Source organism: Pedobacter sp. KACC 23697 (assembly GCF_045348445.1).
GTDB lineage: Bacteria > Bacteroidota > Bacteroidia > Sphingobacteriales > Sphingobacteriaceae > Pedobacter.
The window spans coordinates 4,430,861-4,454,441 of record NZ_CP157485.1 but is presented as its reverse complement, the minus strand read 5'-3'; the positions used below and the strand labels follow the sequence as shown (position 1 = coordinate 4,454,441).

General features: G+C 39.5%; 18 protein-coding genes. 10 read left to right on the top strand and 8 right to left on the bottom strand.

Going from position 1 to position 23,581, the window contains the following annotated elements:
* Positions 1-2 precede the first annotated feature (2 nt).
* The 7 genes from ABEG20_RS17980 to ruvX form a co-directional block, all read right to left on the bottom strand.
* On the bottom strand, positions 3-1,028 hold the full coding sequence (locus ABEG20_RS17980) for a DUF3078 domain-containing protein (protein WP_406824633.1): 1,026 nt from the start codon (positions 1,026-1,028) through the stop codon (positions 3-5).
* A 94-nt stretch (positions 1,029-1,122) separates the two neighbouring features.
* Positions 1,123-1,446 (bottom strand): hypothetical protein, encoded by a 324-nt coding sequence (locus ABEG20_RS17975; RefSeq protein ID WP_406824632.1) that lies wholly within the window; start codon positions 1,444-1,446, stop codon positions 1,123-1,125.
* On the bottom strand, positions 1,443-2,195 hold the full coding sequence (locus ABEG20_RS17970; RefSeq protein WP_406824631.1) for a hypothetical protein: 753 nt from the start codon (positions 2,193-2,195) through the stop codon (positions 1,443-1,445). The genes ABEG20_RS17975 and ABEG20_RS17970 overlap by 4 nt, the downstream gene beginning before the upstream one ends.
* A gap of 48 nt (positions 2,196-2,243) precedes the next feature.
* Positions 2,244-3,086: a glucosaminidase domain-containing protein gene (locus tag ABEG20_RS17965; RefSeq protein WP_406824630.1), complete on the bottom strand. Its 843-nt coding sequence runs from the start codon at positions 3,084-3,086 to the stop codon at positions 2,244-2,246.
* Between the two features lie 124 nt (positions 3,087-3,210).
* A complete protein-coding gene (locus ABEG20_RS17960) occupies positions 3,211-3,885 on the bottom strand; it encodes a glucosaminidase domain-containing protein (protein ID WP_406824629.1) in 675 nt (224 codons plus the stop codon).
* 80 nt (positions 3,886-3,965) lie between these two features.
* Positions 3,966-4,604 (bottom strand): O-methyltransferase, encoded by a 639-nt coding sequence (locus ABEG20_RS17955; protein WP_406824628.1) that lies wholly within the window; start codon positions 4,602-4,604, stop codon positions 3,966-3,968.
* A 7-nt stretch (positions 4,605-4,611) separates the two neighbouring features.
* The gene (gene ruvX / locus ABEG20_RS17950; RefSeq protein WP_406824627.1) at positions 4,612-5,028 is read right to left on the bottom strand and encodes a Holliday junction resolvase RuvX; all 417 of its coding nucleotides are present in this window, start codon (positions 5,026-5,028) and stop codon (positions 4,612-4,614) included.
* A 578-nt stretch (positions 5,029-5,606) separates the two neighbouring features.
* On the opposite strand from ruvX, the gene ABEG20_RS17945 reads away from it, so the two are divergent.
* From ABEG20_RS17945 to ABEG20_RS17930, 4 genes are read left to right on the top strand one after another with little or no spacing between them, the layout of a single operon-like run.
* Complete coding sequence (locus tag ABEG20_RS17945) at positions 5,607-6,755, top strand: ATP-binding protein (RefSeq protein ID WP_406824626.1); 1,149 nt, start codon at positions 5,607-5,609, stop codon at positions 6,753-6,755.
* Between the two features lies 1 nt (position 6,756).
* On the top strand, positions 6,757-8,295 hold the full coding sequence (gene ricT / locus ABEG20_RS17940) for a regulatory iron-sulfur-containing complex subunit RicT (protein ID WP_406824625.1): 1,539 nt from the start codon (positions 6,757-6,759) through the stop codon (positions 8,293-8,295).
* Positions 8,264-8,767, top strand: coding sequence for a gliding motility lipoprotein GldH (locus ABEG20_RS17935; protein ID WP_406824624.1), 504 nt, complete (start codon positions 8,264-8,266; stop codon positions 8,765-8,767). Before ricT ends, ABEG20_RS17935 begins: the two co-directional genes overlap by 32 nt.
* Before the next feature lie 7 nt (positions 8,768-8,774).
* On the top strand, positions 8,775-9,248 hold the full coding sequence (locus ABEG20_RS17930; RefSeq protein ID WP_406824623.1) for a hypothetical protein: 474 nt from the start codon (positions 8,775-8,777) through the stop codon (positions 9,246-9,248).
* 1 nt (position 9,249) lies between these two features.
* Here the strand turns inward: ABEG20_RS17930 and murF are convergent, their stop codons facing one another.
* Positions 9,250-10,551, bottom strand: a complete 1,302-nt coding sequence (gene murF, locus ABEG20_RS17925; protein WP_406824622.1) for a UDP-N-acetylmuramoyl-tripeptide--D-alanyl-D-alanine ligase — start codon at positions 10,549-10,551, stop codon at positions 9,250-9,252.
* A 179-nt stretch (positions 10,552-10,730) separates the two neighbouring features.
* Here murF and ABEG20_RS17920 point away from each other — a divergent pair, with 179 nt between their 5' ends.
* The 6 genes from ABEG20_RS17920 to ABEG20_RS17895 all read left to right on the top strand — a co-directional run bounded on the left by ABEG20_RS17920 (position 10,731) and on the right by ABEG20_RS17895 (position 23,277).
* Positions 10,731-13,778: a SusC/RagA family TonB-linked outer membrane protein gene (locus ABEG20_RS17920; RefSeq protein WP_406824621.1), complete on the top strand. Its 3,048-nt coding sequence runs from the start codon at positions 10,731-10,733 to the stop codon at positions 13,776-13,778.
* Positions 13,779-13,789: 11 nt separating this feature from the next.
* Positions 13,790-15,208: a SusD/RagB family nutrient-binding outer membrane lipoprotein gene (locus tag ABEG20_RS17915; protein ID WP_406824620.1), complete on the top strand. Its 1,419-nt coding sequence runs from the start codon at positions 13,790-13,792 to the stop codon at positions 15,206-15,208.
* Between the two features lie 160 nt (positions 15,209-15,368).
* The gene (locus tag ABEG20_RS17910) at positions 15,369-17,858 is read left to right on the top strand and encodes a M14 metallopeptidase family protein (RefSeq protein ID WP_406824619.1); all 2,490 of its coding nucleotides are present in this window, start codon (positions 15,369-15,371) and stop codon (positions 17,856-17,858) included.
* Between the two features lie 178 nt (positions 17,859-18,036).
* Positions 18,037-21,249: a SusC/RagA family TonB-linked outer membrane protein gene (locus ABEG20_RS17905; protein ID WP_406824618.1), complete on the top strand. Its 3,213-nt coding sequence runs from the start codon at positions 18,037-18,039 to the stop codon at positions 21,247-21,249.
* 12 nt (positions 21,250-21,261) lie between these two features.
* On the top strand, positions 21,262-22,764 hold the full coding sequence (locus tag ABEG20_RS17900) for a SusD/RagB family nutrient-binding outer membrane lipoprotein (protein ID WP_406824617.1): 1,503 nt from the start codon (positions 21,262-21,264) through the stop codon (positions 22,762-22,764).
* A gap of 24 nt (positions 22,765-22,788) precedes the next feature.
* The gene (locus ABEG20_RS17895) at positions 22,789-23,277 is read left to right on the top strand and encodes a lipid-binding protein (RefSeq protein WP_406824616.1); all 489 of its coding nucleotides are present in this window, start codon (positions 22,789-22,791) and stop codon (positions 23,275-23,277) included.
* The last annotated feature ends 304 nt before the right edge of the window (positions 23,278-23,581 follow it).

The following is a 23,581-nucleotide window of genomic DNA, read 5'->3' as shown; positions in this document are numbered from 1 at the left end:
ACCTATCTAGGAAAGGTAAAGCCAAAACCCAGCGCTAAAGTCTGGTTCGCCTGTATTTTGTTCGTGCCTGTATCTTTATCAAACAGGAGTACACCAGTTAAACTCGTGTTCATAAAGCGATTGATTTTTGCCGTTAATGCAACATCTAAGCGGTGATCAATATTACTCATCTTAAAATCCTGATACGGAATGAACATCTGATAACGTGCCTTAAGGTTTGTATTGGTAAATATATCCTTATCAATCGCACTTACAATCTGAAAAGCCAGCTCATTACGTATTTTTTTGCCATATTCTACACCATAAACAGTAGCTTTTGGTGGCTTGGTATTATCAACAGGATCAAGAAAAAGCTTTTCGTCCAGCACAAAAGTCTGGCGTGCGGTACCTGTACCTATACGGGTAGAAAAATATTTAACCGGTTTATATTCGAAACCAATAGATTCTGTTAAATAACCTGGCCCCATAAATTTTGAAATTAGGGTGGCCGTTTCCTGTCCGTTTGTAACGCTGTAAGAATAGCCATTGTCAAATTGGGATTCAAAACTTAACGATCCGAAGAAAAACCAGCTTTTTGAGAGTTGGAAAGAAGCTTTGTTATCCCAGAAAATACGGTCGTTGGTTTTCTTTTGCAGCTGATCTTTATTTTTGATTTTGCCATATTGTAAAACCAGCTCGCTTACGTAGCTATAGCTGTCTTTGTTGTATTCTGCCTTCCAGTTTAAAAGCCCCCCAACAGCCACAGAGTTTGTACCCCCGCCTTTCCAGTTGTTACTGAACTGGGCCTGGTTAATGTTAATGCCGATATTGGTTCTTGTTTTCCAGTAATTAATCTTGGCGTTTACAACCAATGGTTTGATTTTTACAGGCTCAAAATTTAACGGCCCCTGTCTGCTTGGCAACGGACTACGCTTTAACCTGATATTCAAGTCTTTTGTGTTGATCGGAATAGTATCAATTTCCTGTGCATATATTTTTGTAGAGCAGAAACTTAGAGTCAGGATGATGGCAGCTAAACAGTTCTTCATTACCTACAAAGAAAAAGAAAAATTTTAGAGATAAAAAGCATTTAACAAAATGATTACCAGAACAACAATTGAAGCAAAATTGAAAAGGGTAATTTCACCTATTTTTGATCCAGCCATACCAGCTGCCATTTTTCAGGTAATTTAAATCAGTTTCATAAGTGTACGCTTCCTTTTCAAAAACAATATTCCGATAAGCCAGGTCGTGTTTTTTGTGTCTGATCAGGTTGATTAGATAGTTAAGCAAGTACAAGATATAAAAAGGTAATACAAGTAATTCCAGCTGCTGGCGCAAATGAATTTTCTCGTGATTGATGAGCTCCATATCGTTTTTAAGCCTTGCCGATTTTAAGAGGATAAATGGAAAGATGGCCATACCAGCTGCAGGGAGTTTTTTTACGATGAGGATTGGCGCCTTCACAGCTTATCGATGGTTATTTTGGGTAATGCCGGCAATTGTAAGGCTTTAGGATTTAACCTGTAGCTTTTATACGCATTCCTGATAAAAAGATTAAAAGCGTAATCTGTTGCATCTAATACAAATTGATAAGTAGGGCGATATTGCTGCATAAAATCTGTTAGTTCGGCATCTTTTATGCCTAAAACCTGGCTAACCAGATTAGCGTTAAAACGATAATCGATCAGGTCTTCACGGTAATCTTTTTCCAGCACTTTTTGCAGATGACGGGCATTTCTCCCTTGTCTGCTCAACAGATTGTAAATGGCATCAATACCTAAACCAACACCTCTGTTGCCTAAATTCAATAAATCTTTACTACTTCCCTTCATGGTTTGGTAGCGGTATTCCTGAACATTTTTTTCGTATTGCTGCTGCGGGCTCAGTCTTTTTTGTTGAATAACGACATCGCGTAGTCTGATGCCGAGCGATCTGAGTTGAAAATATGCAGCAGTTTGGCCCTTAAAAACAATCGTATCTACGCCATAGCCCGATAAAGCTGCAACCAGGGTATCACCTGGCAGGGCAAAAGTGCTGAATTCACCTTTCGTATTGTTGTATAAGCCATCACCCGTACGGATGTTGTAGATATAAACTTTAGCCAAACGCTGTTTGGTCTCTTTGTCAATAACGATACCCTGCACAGGTTTATTTTGCGCATGAAGCCACGTAGAGAAGCCAAGAACAAGTATAAAGGGAATAAAAAATTTCATTCAGCTACAAAACTACAAATATCTTGCTGGCTATGTTTGTACTTAACATTATTTAACCTTAAGTGTCTGGCCAAGCTTAATAGCATCAGTAGTTATGTCGTTAAGCATTTTTAACTGATCAACCGTTAAATTAAAGCGTTTGGCTATATTATATAGTGTATCCCCTTTCACAACGGTATAAGTGCCATCGGCAAGAATAGGTTTGGCACCAGCTGGTGGCGTTTCAACCGGGGTAAACTTAGCCTTCTCCTTTGGGATATTTTGATTAATTTCTGAAAAGACACGATCCTCACGGGCAATTTTTTGCTTTTCGCTTTCCGGTTGATCGTATTGGTAAAGCTCATATTTTTCGATGGTGTTGATCAGCAGGTCCGGATATCTTGGATTGGTTGCATAGCCCGCTGTTTTCAATCCCTGCGCCCAGCTCTTGTAATCGTTTTTGTCCAACTGGAAAAGAAAACTGTAGCGCTTACGTTTTAGAAACTCAGAATGGTCTCTAAACGATTCCCGGGCATCTTTATATACCCTAAAACAGTCGTTTTTCTGGTCGTCATCACGGAAATAGTTTTTTCCTTTCCATTCTGAAGTACATTTAATGCCGAAATGATTATTGGCATACTTGGCCAAATCGCTGTTTCCACTACCAGATTCCAGGATTCCCTGTGCCAAAGTAATACTTGCAGGAATACCGGCTGAGTTCATTTCTTCTATGGCTACACCTTTAAACTCATCGATATAACTTAAAGTATTGTAACTTTTATAATTGTTGTTATTCGCTTTGTTGGCTGCTTTTTCAATCTGTTTGTTGTTTTTGGAAAATTTCCTGGAACCACATGCGCTTAAAAAAACGAGGATTGCCGCTAATAGGATAAGTTGGATGGATGAACGCATTGGTTAATGGTTTAAATCGGTTAACTGGTTAATTGTGAACTGAAATAGGTTAATGGTTTAAATTGCTTAACTGCAAATTGCAAAATGGAAATTAGACTTAAGACTCATGACCAGGGACTTTAGACTAAAACTTAATCTTCTGCCCTGGTTTCAAATTTGCTTTTTTGATCCCGTTTTTCTGCATCAGTTTTTTTACGGTTGTACGTTTCTTTTTGGCGATGATATTTAAGTTATCGCCCGGTTTTACAGTATAAGTTTTTGTTGTTCTTCTGCTTCTGGTGTGGCGGCGAACCGGAATGGCGTAAACAGGTTCTTCGTATCCTTCAGGCCTTTCGTCATATTGGTAAAGCTCATATTTTTTGATGAGCCCGATAACCTGACTGGACCAGCTTCTGCTGCTTGCATAACCACAGTGGCGGATGCCGTAAATCCAGCCTTTGTAATCGTACTGATCGTATTTCCCAAAAAGATTGTTAAAAGGCTCCCGGGTTTCCATCATTTCTACAAAGTGACTGTAAGATTCGTCGGCATTTAAATAATCGCGGTATGAGGAATGGATTTCTGCATTGTTATTTGGCCCTTTTACGCCAAAATGGTTATTAAGGTGCTGTGCGATTTTACTGTTTCCGGCAGCAGATTCATGTATGGCAACGGCTAAAATAACACTGGCCGGAATTTTATGATCATGCATCAGGCCTTGTGCATATTCTACGTGCGCTGCAATATATTCTTCTGTGTCTTGCGCTTTTGCAATAATCCCTGTTAAAAAGAACAGGCAAAAAGTAAAGATTTTCTTCATTTCTTTTTTGGTTAATAGACCATGGTTTTAATGGTTGATGGCCTTGGCTTGGAAGGCCAAGGGCCATTAACAATATGCCATTATCCGTTCTTCCTGATCACAAACAAACCATCACGCACAGGTAAAATCAATTTCTCAACCCGTTCATCTGCAGCTATTTTATCATTAAAACTAGCAATATTTCTGGTATCTTTATCTTGTTTCTCCTGGAGTACTTTTCCACTCCATAACACGTTATCCACAATAATAATCCCGCCCGGGCGTACACAGTCAAAAATCAGGTCGTAATAAGTACCGTTGTTCTTCTTGTCGGCATCGATAAAAACAATGTCGAAAACTTCATCCAAACTTTTTATTGTAGTGGTAGCGTCGCCAAGGATATAATTAATCTGATTGTTATATGCTGATTTGGCAAAGTTTCTGCGAACCATATCTTCCAGTTCCTCATTAATATCCAGCGTATACAGCAGGCCATCTTTGGTTAAGCCCTCGGCAAGGCATAAAGTGGCATAACCGGTAAAAGTGCCGATTTCTAAAATCCTTTTAGGTGAAATCATTTTGCTGAGCATGCTCAACACCCGGCCTTGATAGTGGCCTGAGAGCATACGGGGCATTAAAACTTTAAGGTTGGTTTCGCGGTCTATCTGTTGAAGCAATTCGCTTTCAGGCTCGCAATAGGCAATTAATAAATCTTGTAAATCGTCGTTTATCAGGCTCATTTGTTGGTTATAAACGGTTACTTTCCATAAAATATTGTAAAATGATGGTTGCAGCAATGGTATCAACCCTGTTTTTATCCCTTCTGTCGGTTTTTTTTAACCCGCTTTGCATAATGGCCTGATGGGCCATTTTAGAAGTAAAACGTTCATCAACCCAGTGCCTGGGGATATCGGGAAACGATTTTTTCAACAGCGTAGCAAAACCTTTTACATGTTGTGCCGAATCAGACGGAGAACCATCCATTTGTTTAGGATCGCCAAGCACAAATGCCTCCACCTGTTCGTTAAGCATATACTTTTTAATATACTCGATTACATCTTTCGGGTGCACCGTATCCAGGCCTGTTGCAATTAGCTGCAAAGGATCGGTTACCGCAATGCCGATGCGTTTTGTTCCATAATCAAATGCGAGGATCCGTGCCATATATTAAGCGTTGGGTGTTTGGCGCAAAGTGTTTACTGCCATTTAAAAAATAAAAGCCAAAGGTAAGGTTTTTGAAATAATCGGTAAACCTAAGCGGTAATGCCTTGGTAACGTATTTGTTGTTGACTGAAAAATTGATTTGTTCTGTTTTTTGGACAGCAAAACCTGTAGTACTTTGGCATGTCGGGTCCTGCTGTATGCGCTAGCCCTCATGCTTCGGGGCTGCCGCTCCCATCAGGTTTAGTTGATGCAGGCCAGTGCGGTTGGGTAAAGTTGCGTAGTGTGCTATTTGATGTTCCCGAAGAATTATTGATTTTAGTTATATAAACCTGATAGAACGAAAAGCCCGGAGCGCAGCGAGGACTTGAAGGGATAGCAGTACTGCATTTACCATTGAAACAGAACCAGCCATTTCCAAAAAAAACAATAATGAAGCTTCGCTATCGCTATACGATGTGCAGGCAAACCGCTTAAATTTTGAAAACTTAAGCGGTTGCTACATGCCAAATATGTATGCCGAACGTAAGAACATGGTCACTTGTGTGTGAATCTCATATCTATTTCTTATTTTGCACCAAATGCAGTTTAAAGAAATCATCGGACAGGAAAGAGTGAAGCAACAATTGGTGCAAACGGTTAAAGAAAACCGTATTAGCCATGCGCAACTGTTTTTGTCGCCTGCCGGTTCCGGAGCTGTACCCCTGGCTATTGCCTATGCGCAATACATCAATTGCCTTAATAAAGGTGAGAACGATAGTTGCGGCGAGTGTTCGAGTTGCAGAAAATACGAACGCCTCATCCACCCCGATCTGCATTTCTCCTATCCTTTTTTTGCGTCTGCCAGTGTAAAAACGGCTGTAGATGTGCTGGAAGAATGGCGGGGAATGTTACTGCAGGATCCTTATTTCGATATGGATATCTGGCGTTCCAAACTTGATGCGGCCAATAAACAGGCCAATATCAATATCGCCGAATGCCACGACATTATTAAAAAACTAAGCTACAAAGCCTTCGAAGCCGAGACAAAGGTTCTAATTATGTGGCTTCCAGAATACCTGGATAAAGCCGGGAACGCCCTGTTAAAATTAATTGAAGAACCGCCTGCAAATACCTTATTTATTTTAATTGCCCAAAGTCAGGATCAGATTTTAACGACCATTTTATCCAGGACGCAGATTGTGAAGATCCCAAAACTTTCGTCAGAAGAGGTAACCGGATATTTATTAAATGCAAGCGGATTAACCGAGCACCAGGCTATTGATTATTCCTTTTTGGCCGATGGAAATTTAATTGAGGCCAAAGCACTGGCTGCCGATACACAAAGCGACAGTTCCGGAACGTTTACGGCCTGGCTAAGGATGGGTTTTGGCAATAAAGTGCCCGATCTGATCGATTTTACCGATGAGGCGGCCAAGTGGGGAAGAGAAAACCAGAAGAATTTTTTAAAATATGGCGTAAATTATTTACGCGAATGCTGTTTAATTTTAAGCGGTGCTGAGGAATTGGTTAAATTACCTCCCCTAACGTTTGAAACCGCTAAAAAACTCAGCACACACGTGCTTACCCTACCGATGGCAGAGGCCATAATTGGCGAACTGGAAAAGGCACATTACCACATTGAAAGAAACGCAAACCCAAAAATTCTGTTTTTAGATGTATCTTTACAATTGGTAAAAATTATCAAGTTTAAAACGCTCCCTGCGGGGACTCAATATATATACAATTAATATGGGATGTGGAAGTTGTTCAACAGGTGGTGGTTGCACCCCTAATGGATGCAAAAGTAATGGCTCATGTGGCACCGGTGGTTGCCAGACAATGGAAGTACACGATTGGCTGTCTAATTTGGATATGCCTTCTAATTATAAACCTTTTCAGGTTACAGAGATTAAGTTTAAGGGCTCGCGGAAGGAATTTTTCCTCAATAGCGATAACATTTACCTGGAAATTGGAGAACTTGTTGCCGTTGAAGGGCCAACAGGTGGTTTTGATGTAGGACATGTTTCGCTTACCGGCGAGCTGGTGCGGATCCAGATGAAACGCCGCAAAACCACCCTTGACCAGGTAACTAAAAAAATATACCGCAAGGCTACAGAAGCTGATGTGGAGAAATGGAATGCTGCCAAAGGAATGGAATGGGAAACCATGCATAAGGCGCGTAAACTGGCACTTGATCTCCGTTTGCAGATGAAAATCAGCGATGTGGATTATCAGGCCGATAAAACAAAAGCCACTTTCTTTTATACTGCAGATGGGCGTGTGGATTTCCGCGAGCTGATTAAAAAGATGGCGGAGAGTTTCCGCATCCGGATTGAAATGCGCCAGATTGGAATGCGCCAGGAAGCCGGACGTTTAGGTGGAATCGGTTCTTGCGGACGCGAATTATGCTGCTCTACCTGGTTAACCAATTTCAAAACCGTATCTACAGCTGCAGCCCGATATCAAAATTTATCGTTAAATACCTTAAAACTTGCCGGGCAGTGCGGAAAATTAAAATGCTGCCTAAACTATGAGCTGGATACGTATCTGGATGCTTTAAAAGATATTCCCGACAGGATCGAAAACCTGGATACCGAGGCTGGTTATGCCCGTCACCAGAAAACCGATATTTTCAAAAAAATCATGTGGTTTAGTTATCAGGGTGATGAAAACTGGATCCCGGTTAAAGCCGCACGTGTAAAAGAGATCATGGCAATGAATAAGGCAGGTAAAAAAGCACCTAACTTAAAAGAAGAAGCTGTTCAGATTGCCGCGCCGGTTGTGGTCGAAAAATCTTTCGATTACGAAAATGTAGTAGGGCAGGATAGTTTAACCCGCCTTGACGAACGTTCTCGCAGCAAAAATAATCAGAACAGGAACAATAACCAGAAAAATAACCGCAACAATAACCAGAATAAGAGAGAAAGAATTCCTGCAGGAGAGAAAAATACAGGGCCTAATAACAAGCCTCAGCAGTCTCAACAAGGTGTACAGAAAACGCAACAGGGCGGAAAACAGCAGCCTAACGGCGCAAAGCCGCAGCAAAATTCTGGGCAAAAGCCTCAACAAACAGTGCCGAAACCACAGCATGTTAATGGACCAAAGCCTCAAAATAACAAACCAAAGCCTTCGCAAGGGCCAAAGCCTGTAGTTAAAGCTGAAGGAAATGTTACTGTAGAAGGTGCCAAGCCAGAGCAGAGCAAAAATAAGAACAGAAATAACCGTAGGAAAAACAATAACCGCCGCAACAATAATAATGGCTCAGAAAATAAACCTGCTGCTGAATAAAAGACCAGTATTTTTGCTTGTTTTTTTATTGATTACTACCTTATTTGCTGGCTGTACAGACAGTGTAGTTGATAGCAATGTAGAAATTGCCGACCGCAGGTGGACTTACCGTAACCATATTTCTACAACATTTGACATTAAGGATCATACAAAAGCCTATAATGTTTACTTTAAGTTAAGGCATACCGCCAATTATAAATATGCCAATATTTTTATACTGGCCCATTTTAAAGACGGTAAAAGGATGGTAACCAAACGCTATCAATATAAACTGGCTAAAAATGATGGAGAATGGTTGGGTAGCGGTTCTGGAAATGTATTCAGTTATACCCTTCCGATGTTAACCAATTATCATTTTACCCATAATGGTAAGTTTGAGATTGAAATTGAGCAGAATATGCGCGATAATCCGCTTTTGGAAATCAGCGATGTTGGTTTAACCGTAAGTGAATCCCTAAGCAATAAAAATTAATTAACTCTTGAAAACACCTCTCTTTAGCTTAATCTTTTTAGGTTTAATTTTAACACTTTCATCATGTGTGACTATCTATCAGCTCAGCCCGGCGAAAAACAACTTCAACTACAAAAATAATATTGAATATGAAGTTTATGGAATGAGTTCTGCAAGTCAGCAAGCCACGGGAAACAGCAGAATAGTTGCTAAAAAAGGTTATACTTTTGTTAGTGTAAAGATGAAAGTGACTAATAAAACCAACGAAACCGTTGATTTAGATTTCTCAGAAGTTTCATTGTTGGATCTTGTAAATAAGATAGAATATCCGGTTTCTTTTGTGTACCAGGCTACAGTTGTTGCAATACCCGCAAAAAATAAAACAACTTTAGGGCCTCAAAAAAGTTTAAAAAGAATATTGCTGATTAGCTATCCGGATAAAATGAAACCTGAACTTTTAGAAATTACTGGTGAAAGGTATGAAATTCAATTTTCAAAATAAGTTATAGGTATTTTAACAGGGTTTCCAGTTTCATTCCCCGCGAGCCTTTGAGTAATACTAAATGATCTTGAACTGAGTTTTCTTGTAAGTATTGGGCGGCCTCAGCGGGCGTTTCGAAATAGATGCCTTTATAATTGTTTTTATAAGCATAGAAATCTTTTCCAATAAAAATTAACTGGTTTAAACCGCTTTCTGTGGCTTGTTTTGCAATAAGTTCATGCTGACTTGGTGACTCGGGGCCTAATTCAAACATATCGCCCAAGATAGCGGTTTTTTTATCGGCCGATAATACGGCGATATTTTTCAGTGCTGCCGTCATACTACTTGGATTGGCATTATAGAAATCGCAGATCACGGTATTTTTCTCCGTTTTAGTAAGTTGCGAGCGGTTATTTTTTGGCTGATAGTTTGATAAGCCCATATTGATCTCTTCAGGGCTCATGTCGAAAAAATCACCGATGCAGATGGCTGCCAGGATATTTTCAAAATTATAACTGCCGGTTAAATTGGTTTTTACTGATGATGAAACTTCGTGATTGGTCCAGTTCACTTCGATAAAAGGATCGCTGCTTTTTAGTTCCCCTTTAATGGTATTTCCATTTTCGGTCCCATAATAAATAAGCTTGCTTAAACCCGCAGCGGTACTCATTTCGAGTAGGCTCGCATTGTCTCTATTGATAAAAGTATAGCCATTGGTTTGTTTAAGGTAAGCGTAAAGTTCTGCTTTGCCTTTTTTTACGCCTTCAAACCCACCAAATCCATCTAAATGCGCCATGCCTACATTGGTAATAATGCCGTGAGTAGGCTGGGCAATCGTACAGAGCAGTTCGATTTCTTTTTGGTGATTAGCACCCATTTCAATTACGGCAACCTGCACCTCATCGGTAATGGATAGTATGGATAGTGGAACACCAATATGATTGTTTAAGTTGCCAAAGGTGGCAAAGGTTTTATATCGTTCGGCTAATACAGCATTTACCAATTCTTTGCTTGTGGTTTTTCCATTGCTGCCTGTTAAGCCAATAACCGGGATATTGAGCTGTTTGCGGCGATGGCGTGCCAGGTCCTGTAAGCTACTTAGCACATCCTTAACCAATAAAAACCTATCGTTTTGCGCATACTTTTCTTCATCAATTACGGCAAATGCAGCTCCTTTTTCTATGGCTTCGGCCGCAAATTCGTTGGCATTAAAAAGATCTCCTTTCAAGGCAAAAAAAATACAACCGGGTGTAATGTTCCTGGTATCCGTAGAAATAATATGATGCTGTAAATAATGCTGGTAAAGAGTTTCTGTATTTGTCATCTCAAATGAATTACGCGGGTAAAATTACGAATCAAGTCCAAATAAAACACTCTTTTTCCAATCTTCACCATTTCTTCATCAAATTCCTTTTAAAAGGCGCTAAATTCATTATTTATAACCGACTTGTGCTTGTTTTTAGCATCGTTTTCGGACCATTATTAACTAAACTAATTTATATCATGAAGAAACTACTACAAAGTTTGTTCGTCCTATTGCTATTGGCTTCTGTCGCAATGGCACAAGAAAGAACCATTACGGGTACAGTTACGGCCAAGGAGGATGGCATGCCGATACCTGGGGTAAGCATAAAAGTAATTGGCACTAATACCGGTGTATCTACCGGGGCAGACGGGAAGTTTTCAGTTAAAATTTCATCCGGGGCAAAGAGTTTACAATTTTCATCTATCGGATTTTCCACGCAAAACGTAAATATCGGTGCTTCTAATGTAATTAACGTTGTGCTGGTTACCGACTCTAAAGTTTTGGGCGAGGTTGTGGTTACGGCTTTAGGTATTAAAAGAGAAAAACGAACACTGACCTATTCTACACAAGAAGTTAGTGGCAGTGCTTTGGTAGATGCGAAAGAAAACAACCTGGTTAATGCCTTAGCGGGTAAGGTTGCTGGCGTTCAGATTACGAACTCGAGCGGTGCAGCAGGAGGATCGTCAAAAATTGTAATTCGTGGTAATACATCTTTAACAGGCGAAAATGGTGCGCTTTTTATTTTAGATGGTGTGCCAATCGACAACTCTGAAGCCGGTAATCCTGATGGTGCGTTAAGCGCCGGCGGAACATCCAACCGTGCAATTGATATCGATCCGAACATTATTGAGAGCGTAACCATATTAAAAGGAGCAGCAGCAAGTGCATTATATGGAGCAGCAGCGGCAAGAGGTGTAGTGATTATTACGACAAAAACAGGAAAAGGAAAACCATCTGTAACCTTGAGTTCTGGTGTAACATTTGATAATCCTATTTTACCAGAGTTTCAGGATAAATATGCTCAAGGCAGTAATGGTGTTTATGTGGATGGAAACAATGGTAAGTTAAGTTCATCTTCATGGGGGCCACTTATTGATGGTCTGATGGTAAATGGTCAGCCTGTACAAAAGCATGATCCCAGGAAAGAATTTTTTAAAACGGGTTTCACAACAGATAATACCCTGGCGGTAAACGGTTCAACAGATAATTCTACATACCTGGTTTCTTATTCCTATTTAAAAACAAATGGAACAGTGCCGTCAACGGATTTTGGCAGACATTCCTTATTTACAAAATTCTCTAATAAAATTACAAAAGACATTACGCTTACCGGTCAGTTTAACTACGTTAACTCTATAAACGATCGTTTGGCCGAAGGTAACGGATTAGCCAGCCCATATTGGACGGTGTACGCAGCTCCTATTTCGTGGGATCCATTCCCTACAACCAATCCGGACGGTTCACAACGTGTTTACCGTGCAGCTAGAAATAACCCATACTGGCTGGTAGATAATACCAAGTTCGTATCTGCGATTAATCGCTTTTTACCAGTGCTTACGGTGAGTTATAATCCTTTGCCATGGTTAACCATAACCGAACGTGGAGGTGCCGATATTTACAATGATAATAGCAACTACCATGAAGCACCTGGCATAGTGGGTGGAGAATCTGCAGATGGCAAGATGTATAACCGTGAAATAAATTACAAACAGTTCAATAATGATATTATTGTTGAGGCCAAAAAGAACTTTAATGAAGATTGGTTTGGTAGTATCCTTGTTGGTAACAACATTCTAAGCAACTCTCAGCGGATTGTGTTTGATAAGGGAGTAGGATTATCTGTTAACGATTTTTATAATATCAACAATGCTTCCACCCAGATATCTTCTATAAATAATTATACCAAAAGAAAAGTTGGTTATTATGCCCAGTTAACAACCGAGTATAAAAGAATGATATCTTTATCTCTAACCGGGCGTTATGACGGTACTTCGGTTTTGAGCCAGGATAAAAATTACTATCCTTATGGTTCAGCATCGGCTGCTTTTATCTTTACCGAGCCGCTACATCTTGAAGATAATGCCATATTAAATTTTGGTAAAATCAGAGTGTCATATTCATACGTAGGAAATGATAACGTAGGGCCGTATGCGTTAAGCAATACCTATTTACATCCTGTAATTTCTAACATAGAATTTCCTTATCAAGGCCAGAATGGATTTTTGCTTACCAACACTTATGGCGATCCGAACCTTAAAAACGAGGGATTAAAAGAGTTTGAAACAGGGGTCGAATTAAAGATGTTTAGAAGCAGATTGAGTTTGGAGGCTACCTATTTTGACAAAAAAAGTGTTGATTTAATTACCACAACGCCAATTACGCCGTCATCAGGTTTTAATGCGGCCACTATTAACGCGGCAAGTATGTACAATAAGGGGATAGAATTAGTTTTGAATGGTACACCTGTAAAAACCAAAGATATTACCTGGAATATTGGACTTAATTTCTCTAAAATTAAAAATGAGGTTACCGAAATTGGTCAGGGCCTGGAGAATATACAATTTGCAGGCTTTACTAACCCAGGTATTTTTGCCTATAAAAACCAGCCTTATGGGGTAATATATGGTTCCAGGTATAAAAGAAATGGCGATGGCAAATTGTTGATTGATGATGATGGATATCCGATCATTGATGATCAGTTAGGTGTCATCGGAAACACTACGCCGAAATGGAATGCTGGTTTAACCACCAGTTTCTCCTACAAGGGCTTTAGTTTATCGGCCGTATTTGATATGCGGTATGGCGGAGATGTATATAACCTGGATGGTCATTATTTAGATTTTTACGGGACAACCAAAAAGACTGAAGACAGAACAGCTACGAAAGTGTTTGATGGGATAAGAGAAAGTGATGGTACGGTCAATACAACTGTAGTTAAACTTGATCAGAAATATTATCAAAACAATGAGAGTGTGGTAGATGAAACCGGTGTAGAAGATGGTACCTATTATAAGTTAAGGCAAGTAACCCTATCTTATAGTTTTAGTCCATCGCTTCTAAAAAGAACTCCATTTAAAGGATTGAGTATCGCGGCTACAGGTAGAAACTTATGGATTTACGCCCCACATTACACGGGCTCGGATCCGGAAGTAAGTTTGTACGGAACAGGTAATGGTGCCAGTTTTACCAATTTTGTTACCCCGACAAACAGGAGTTATAATTTTGCAATAAAAGCAACCTTTTAATCTAGAAGAACATGAAAATTATATATTATTCAATAGCTACTTTATTGCTGCTTTCATTTAGTAGCTGTAAGAAATTTCTTGATGTTAATCAAGATCCGAATAATCCTACAAAGGTACAGGAATCGTTGATTTTATCTCCAATTGAACTTTATACTACAACGCAGATCGCTGCTGGTTATCCGGCGGTTACTACTGCTTATTGGACACAGCAATTGGCGCTAAATCAAGAATCGCCCAATATCGATACTTATCGCATCACCCCGACAGATGTAAACAATACCTGGAGTTTTGATCTTTATCCCGCTATTTTTTACAATCTACGTACCATGATCAGTAATGCAGATCAGAAGGGAAGTACTGCTTATTCAGGCGTTGGCAAGGTATTGCTTGCCTATAATTTAGCCGTATGTACTGATTTATGGGGTGATATTCCATATTCGCAGGCATTTCAGGCATTAAATGGTACAAAACCAGCATATGATTCGCAGGAGACTATCTACAAGGTAATTCAAAGTACATTAGATGATGCCATTGCGAAACTAAGTAGTACATCATCTGGAAAAGCTATTGGTTCTGACGACTTCATCTATGGTGGAAATTTAGCGGCCTGGAAAAAATTTGCTTATACACTCAAAGCAAGATATTATTTACGTTTAAGCAAAGCCGCAGGCTATAATGCAGCAGCCCAGGCCGATTTGGCACTCGCAGCACTTCAGAATGGCTTTACTTCAAATGCTGATAATGCTTCCATCACTTACGTAGGAACGGCAAAAGCAGAAAATCCCTGGTATCAAAATACATTACCAGGTGCTGGTGGGGTTGTTTTGTCTTCTAATTTGGTCAACATTTTGAAAGCTAATAACGATCCAAGGCTACCAATTCTGGCCAACCAAGGTTCAGGTAACGATTATATTGGAAGAACGAGCGGTACAGCTGCCGCTACAGATCCCACTCTTTATGCTACTGTGGGAACATTTTATGGAGGATATATTGATGGAAATGGTAGTGGTGCTGCCGCGCCTGTTTTTTTGGCTACCTACGCTGAAGCACTATTTATTAAAGCTGAAGCTACACTTTATAAATCGGGAGCTGCTGCGGCAACGCCAATATACAACAGTGCTATTGCAGCACACATGGATATGTTGAAGGTAGCTGCTGCAGATAAAGCTACCTATCTTGCTGCTCATGCCACACTTGATCCTTCAGCCCCTTTAAAAACAATAATTAGTGAAAAATATATAGCCGATTTTTTATCGCTGGAAGTATATAACGATTGGCGTAGAACGGGTTATCCTACCTTATCAGTGGTTCAAAATGCATTTAAGCCTTATATTCCACAACGGTTTCCTTATCCTTCACAAGAAATCACCTCAAACCCACAACCACAACAAAGTATTGCTACTTCAACGAAAGTCTGGTGGGCCAATTAAGCTTTTGATTTTTTTTAGAGGCAATCCAAACTGGGTTGCCTTTTTCGTTTTTTATACTCCTGTAAGTGCTTCTCTAGGTGTTTGACCACAAAAATGATATAAAATCACATCATCAAAATCATATTTATTTTATGTATTATTGAATAAACAATTTTTTTTCATGAGATACGTTCTGTTTTCCATTGCTTTATTCATTAATCTATGTGTTTATGGCCAAATACAAAGCCCGGATGATTTTTTGGGTTACCAGTTAGGCTCGCACTTTACCCCTCACCATAAAGTAGCCGATTATTTTAGGCAAACCGCTTCTGCTTCTGCTAAGAACATGAAGCTGATTGAATATGGCAAAACCAATGAGGGGAGGCCATTAATGGTGGCAGTGGTTTCTTCGCCAGAAAATATAACCAAACTGGAACAAATCAGGAGCAATAATTTAGTTTTGGCAACTGGCACCAATAATACGATCGACCTGAACAATCAGCCTGCTATACTTTGGTTGAGCTATAATGTACATGGCAATGAGGCAAACTCTACTGAAACGGCCATGAAGATGCTTTATACCTTGGTTTCTGGCAGTAATAAGCCTGCTGTAGAATGGTTAAAGAACACCGTTGTGGTTATCGATCCCTGTTTAAATCCTGATGGAAGAGACCGTTACGTAAACTATTTTAACAGTGTGGTAGGGAAAACACCTAATGCTGATCCCTCGTCAAGAGAACACATAGAACCATGGCCGGGCGGGCGACCAAACCATTATTATTTCGATTTAAACCGCGACTGGGCCTGGCAAACCCAGATTGAAAGTCAGCAGCGTTTGGCTTTATATAACCAGTGGATGCCACAGGTACATGTTGATTTTCACGAACAGAGCTATAATGAGCCTTACTATTTTGCGCCGGCAGCAGAACCGGTTCACCAGGACATTACACCCTGGCAAAAAAGTTTCCAGGTGGTTGTGGGTAAAAACAACGCCAAATACTTCGATGCCGAAGGCTGGCAATATTTTACCAAAGAACGTTTTGATCTGCTCTACCCCTCTTATGGCGATACTTATCCATTATATAATGGATCAATTGGCATGACTTATGAGCAGGGCGGTATCAGGGCCGGATTATCGGTAGTCACCAACGATGGCGATACGTTAACCTTAAAAGACCGTATTGCGCACCATTTTACAACAGGAATGTCTACGCTCGAAGTAACTTCTCTGAACCATCAGAAATTAATAGACGAGTATAAAAAATATTTCCGGCAGGAACTGGCCAATAGCCCGGGCATTTATAAAAGTTATATTATAAAAGCAACCAATTTATCACGCTTAAAAAAACTGACAGAACTGTTAACGAAAAATAAAATCGAATTTGCCTTTGGTGGCGATAAAAGCGGAAGAGGTTATGATTATGATACCCAAAAAGAAGAAAATTTTAGTGTCTCCCGGAACGATTTAATTGTGAACATGCAGCAGCCAAGGGCAGTTTTGGCAAATGTTTTATTAGAACCACAAACCTTTGTAACTGATTCTAATACTTACGATATCACGGCCTGGGCCCTACCCTATGTATACGGATTAAGGGGTTATGCCAGTAAAGAAAGTATAAAAGGAAAATTTCCGGCAATTGAAGAGTCTAAAATTATCAATACTGAGTTTGAGAAGCCCCTGGCCTGGCTGTTTAGCTGGGGAACAAGCGAAGATGTTCGGGTTTTAACGGCGCTGCAAAAAGAAAATATGAAAGTGAGGCAGGCTGATCAGCCATTCTCGGTAAATGGCAAAGACTACCCTGCCGGAACGCTGATTGTTTTAAGGGCAGAAAATGAAAAAACAATAAAGGGGATGAAAGATAAAATAGCCTTTATTGCTAAAATGTTGGATAAGCCTATTGAGGCAGTCAGCAGTGGTTTTGTAGAGAAAGGCAAAGATTTTGGCTCAAACGTTTACCCCTTATTAAAGCAGCCGAAAATCGCCATCGCATCGGGTATGGAAGTTTCTTCTCTGGCTTTTGGTGAAGCCTGGTTTTTTCTTGAACATGACCTAAATCTCTCGCCTGTTATTATTAATGCCAAAGATTTGAATAGCCTGGATATTAATAAGATAAATACACTGATTTTGCCGGATGGAAGTTACGGCGCTTTTATTGGCGATGGTTTAACGGCATGGTTAAACAAAGGTGGTAGGCTGATTTTGATGGAAGACGCCATTGAAAGTGTGCTGGATAAAAAGGGTTTTGATATTAAGAAGAAGGAAGCTTTGGTTAAAAAAGATGAAAAGCCGGAGGCAAGCAAACTTCTTTTTAAAAATAAGGATAAGGATGATTTTGAAACGACTATTCCCGGTGCCATATATAGAATCAATCTTGATTCCAGTCATCCCATTTCTTATGGCCTCGGTAAAACCTATTATAGCTTAAAAACAGACCGTAAAATTTATGAGCCATTTGTTAATGGCTGGAATGTGGGTTTAATTAACGAAAAAAGCTTAATGGCCGGCGTTGTGGGTAAAAAGGCGAGAGAAGAGCTTAAAACGGGATTACTGATCGGTACGCAGGATTTTGGGCGTGGCCAGGTTGTTTATTTGGCCAATGATCCACTTTTCAGGAATTTTTGGGAGGGTGGAAAAACCTTATTTTCTAATGTAATTTTTTGTGGATACTAAAAATTTTCAATCAATTTCTATAAAACAATCACTAAAATAATACAAAGTTGTATCTGTTTGATTACTAGCACAATAAGTTGTGTTAGCCTGGGTTATGTTAAAAAATGTTAAAAATTACTTGGCTTGAGCAATGGCAAAGGCTAAATTTGACGCACATTTAACTAACCTATTTAAAACAATGAAAAAACTTCTACAGAGTTTGTTCATGCTGATGCTTTGTGCAATTTCCGCAACAGCACAGGAGCGAACAATCACAGGAACGGTTACGGCGCAAGATGACAAATTGCCCATTCCCGGAGTCAGCATCAAAGTACTGGGAACAACATTAGGAACATCGACTGATCCTAGTGGAAAGTACACATTAAAAGTTCCTTCAACAGCAAAATCATTAGAATTTTCGTCTATTGGTTTTACAACACTTTCACGGGAGATTGGCTCTCAAACTGTAATTAATGTAGCTTTATCACCAGATTCCAAACAACTTGGAGAGGTTGTTGTTACTGCTTTAGGTGTTTCCAGAGAAAAGAAAACCCTGGGTTACTCTTCTACGCAGGTAGGAACCGATGAAATTAACCGAGGCGCGCCAACTAATGCAGTCGCAGGCCTACAAGGTAAAGTAGCAGGGGTTGATATTTCTACTACTTCCGGCTCCCCTGGTGGATCAAGTAAGGTGATTTTAAGGGGATTTTCTTCAGTTGGAGGAAACAACCAGCCACTTTATGTAATTGACGGGGTTCCAATTAATAATTCAAGGCCAGGCGGAACTTCTGCGGCCGGTACGGTTGGAGACGTCTCTGAGAATTACGATTTTGGAAATGGCGCTAACGATATCAATCCAAATGATATCGAAACCATCAGTATTCTTAAAGGTGCGGCAGCGAGTTCATTGTATGGGTCCAGGGCATCAAACGGTGTAATTTTAATCACCACTAAAAAAGGTAAAGCGGGCGCTTTAAAAATTGATCTTAGTTCATCGGCTTCTTTTACAAATGTTGCTATTGTTCCAAGCATCCAGGATCAATACGGACAAGGATGGAGCAAACAGAATTGGTTGGCTGAAAACGGAAGCTGGGGCCCGAAGCTCGATGGTATGACCAGGCCCTGGGGGCCAATCGTTAATGGTGATCAGGAAACAAAACCGTTTGTAGCAGTTAAAGATAACTTTCGTGATGCATTTGATACGGGTCAGGAATTTAATAACAGCTTAGCGCTTAGTGGTGGTAATGAGACATCAACCTTCCACCTATCATATGGTAATATCTATAGCAATGGTATTCTTCCTGGGGCAAATGATACATATAAGCGTAATAATTTATCGCTTAGCGGATCAACCAAATACAAAGGGCTTACCGTAGCTGCATCAGCCAATTATGTAGGTAAAAATACCAGAGCAGTTCAGACAGGACAGGCAGTATCTGGTATAGGGTCATCATTTTATGAAGATTTATTACAGATTCCGGTAGATTATCCGTTTACCAACTTTAAAGATTATAACAATAAATTTTACAACGTAGATAATTACTTTTCTCCTTTTTCTCAAAATCCATACTACTCTGTTTATGAAAATGGTTCACGTTTCAAAAGCGACCGTTTTTATGGAAACGTAGACTTAAAGTATAAAGCAACAGAATGGTTGTCTTTCCAGTTCCAACAAGGAGCAGATTTAACAAATAATGCGAGTAAGTTTTGGAATGCGAAAAATAACCCTGCTATTGGTAGCTGGGCCGGTGGTGGAAATGATGAAGGTTATACCAGGCAAGAAAGTGTGGGTAATGTTATCGAAGGATCAGAAAGATATTTTGAATACGATTCGAAATTAAATGCCCTCTTTACAAAAAAGTTGGGAAATGATTTTGATATTAATGGTTTAATTGGTGTTAACTATAATGACAGGGGATATCGTTCATTATACACTGGTGTAGAGAATTTAGCTATCCCAGGATTTTACCAGATTAACAATAGCGCAAACGATCCAACCAGTACAAGTGCGGAGAGTGAAAGAAGATTGTTCGGCGCATATGCTTCTGCAACGCTGGGCTATAAAAATTATGCGTTTTTAACGTTAAATGCCAGAAATGATTGGAGTTCTACACTTCCTGCAGGTGACAGAAGTTTCTTTTATCCAGGCGCTAACTTAGCTGTAGTTCTTTCGGATGCTTTAGATTTATCTAGTGCCAAAATTAGCTTTTTGAAAGTTAGGGCCGCAGTGGGTCAAACAGGTAGTGATACAGATCCATACCGTATTTTCAATACTTTATCTAGAACCAGCGCTTCATTGGGTTTTGGTAATATCATCTTCCCTATCGCAGGCGTTCCAGGTTATTCTGTTTCTGATGTATTAAATAACCCAGATCTTAAACCTGAGATCAGTACGGAGACAGAATTTGGTGGAGAGATCAGATTCTTCGATAACCGTTTAGGTTTAGATGTTTCATACTATAATCGTGTAACTAAAGATCAGATTATTCCCGTTGTAACTGCACCATCATCAGGCGTAACCTCTAGGATTGTAAATTTTGGTAAAATCCGTAACCGCGGTGTGGAGATTGCATTAACGGGTACACCAGTTAAAAACGAAAACTTTACCTGGGATATCGGATATACCTTTACGAGAAATCGTAACGTGGTATTAGAACTTCCTGATGGATTGGATAAATTGGTATTGAACACAGCATATGATGCGCAGTTTGTGGCGAGGGTTGGTCAACCATTAGGGGTACTAGAGGCACCTGTTCCAAAATACGATCCACAGGGAAGGATTGTTGTTGGTAGTAATGGGTTCCCATTACTTGCAGATAATAACGGAAGTTATGGAACCTCACAACGTGATTTCATTATGGGGTTAACCAACTCTTTTAAATTTAAGCAATTTACTCTAGGTTTTACTTTAGATTATCGTAAAGGTGGCGTATTTTATTCAGGAACAGCAGATTTGCTAAACTTTGTGGGTAATGATATCAAAACCTTATATAACGACAGAAGGACCTTTATTATTCCAAACTCAGTTGTAGAGGTAACCAACTCAGGTGGTGGAGTAAGTTATGTAGAAAATACAACCCCTATCACAGAAGGAAACGTAAATGCATTATATTATACCAATAACGGTAAAGCGGTGGCTTATCAAAATAGAATTTTAGATAAGACCTTCTTAAAAGTAAGGGATATTACTTTATCTTATTCGTTACCAAAATCGATAGCTCAAAAAATTAGGGCAGATAGAGCTACCCTAACTGTTTATGGCCGTAACCTTATTACTTGGTTACCGAGAGAAAACCGGACTATCGACCCAGAGGTTTCTAACTTTGGTAATGATTTAACCAGTGAGTTTGGAGAATTCAGAACAGGACCTTCTGTTCGTAATGTTGGTCTCTCTTTAAACTTAACCTTTTAACCGCATCTAAGTATGAAAAATATAATTAGAAAAACGCAAGTTTTAGCTTTTTCCACTTTGTTAGTTGTTGCAAGTTGTAAGAAACTCGACATTAACCAAAGTCCGAATAACCCTCCTGTTGAATCTGCTACGGTTGAGACCCTGTTTCCCTCTGCAGTAATTTCAACAGTATCCAGAACAGGTGGAGATCTTTCAATTATTGGAGGTATATGGTCGCAGTTCTGGACACAGAATAATAACTCGAGTCAGTTCCGTACAGTAGATTCTTACGACGTACAGGCAACATCACAATTTATTAACGGGCCGTATGCTGAATTGTTTTCTGGCGCTTTAACGGATTATCAGTTAGGTATTACCAAATCAGTAGCAGCGCAAGACTGGAGGTACAATTTGATGAATACGGTTATGAAAGCCTATACTTATCAGGTTTTAGTTGATTTATTTGATAGAGTACCCTATTCAGAAGCACTTAAAGCTGGGGCAAACCTTCAGCCTAAATTTGATGACGGTTATAGTATTTATACCTCATTAATTGCCGAAATCGATGCAGCACTGGCCAAAGATTATAAAACTAAACCACTTACTGATGCACAGATTAAAACTGATCTGATCTTCGGAAATAAGCCTTCTGTAAGTACATTGCCTACCTCAGCGCAGGTGATGGATAATTGGGAACGATTGGCAAATACCTTAAAGCTAAAAATGTATTTAAGGATGGTTAATTCCAAAAAACCGGAAGCACAAGCGGGTATTACAAAGCTTTATCAGGATGGTGCAAAATTTTTAAGCACAGAAGCAGAAGTTGCTATTTTTGTAGATGTACCAAATAAAAGTAATCCTTTTTATGAGTATAACTTTAGAAGGTTAAATACCCCGGATAACTTAAAAGCCAGTAAAACATTCGCTTCTTGGCTTAACGCAAATAATGACCCAAGAGCTGAGGTTTATTTTGGTGCTCCAAATCCGGTTCCTTCTATTAATCAGGGAGATTATCTTGGGGGAGCTGAATTTCCGGAATATAATGATGCTGTAAATCCAGTTGTTAAGGCAGCAGATGCAGTACCTATTATTTCGCTGGCAGAATCTTACTTTATGCAGGCTGAGGCGCGTGTACGATATTTTGGCGGTGCTGGAGCTGAAGTTCTTTATAATAGTGGGGTTGATGCTGCATTTGCTAAAGTGGGCTTAAGTAATCCGTCTATCTACCCATACCCAGCTAGTGGTAATCTGGAAGAAAGTATTAAAGCTATTATTATACAGAAATGGGCATCGCTATTTGGTTCACACGCCTTAGAGGCCTTCTTCGAACAGAATAGAACGGGCTATCCTAAAACCAGCACAGTTTATTCAACAGATGCTGGTTATACCCCTGGCGAGCTGGTTTACACACCAAATGGCGTAACAGGTGCCGGCAATTTCCCTAGAAGATTTGTGTATCCTGATTTTGAGCGAAGCAGAAACGCTAATACCCCTGCACAGGTTCCTATTTATACTAAGGTTTGGTGGGCTAAATAATTGGTTTAATTATAAATTGATATCATGAAAAAGATTAATATAATATTCATTTTTATTGCACTTGTTACAGTTGCAATAAGCGCTTGTAAAAAAGATCCTGAACCAGGAGGTACTGCTGTTCAGGATATGGCAGGAGATTGGCATGTTAAGGTAAACCAAACGGGATCCTATTCTACGCTGCTTACCTTTAATACATCAGAAAACACACCCAATGTAATGTGGGTTCAGGGAGCGGGTTTAAAATCTGGCTCATTGGTCTTAGCAATTAAGGGAAAAACAGGAGTTGATTATCCTAACAAAGTTTTTTCAGGAACCAATATTTCAAACGTTTCTACAACTACAGGCCGGCCGGCAACTTTTACCATTGCTAACGGTAAAATTATTCCTAATGGTACAAAAGGACCAGTTTCTAAAAGCCCAACAGATTCGATTTATTTCGAATTAAATGTTAGCGGAATCGTATATAAAGTTAGCGGCTATCATAAAACTGGATTTTTGGAAGACCTTCCTTAAATGTTATCTATGCAGCTCGTTAATGAGCAGTTGTTAAATAAAGAGATCTCCATTTTGGAGGTCTCTTTTTGTTTATGGTAAGAGTTATTAGATTGGTTTGTAAATAAACTAATTTTTGGCACAGTTTTTTTAAACTTAAATAGATATTGTTTTAGTCTCCAAATGTTAATTTTCGCCCATTTTGAGTTAAAATAAAAACAGAAATCTTCTCCTTACTGTCTAGTTTATGGAAAATTTTACCCAAAAGCGCCTTTTTAATCAGACAATTATATTGTCAAAATAAAGTCATTATATTCGTTGTGTT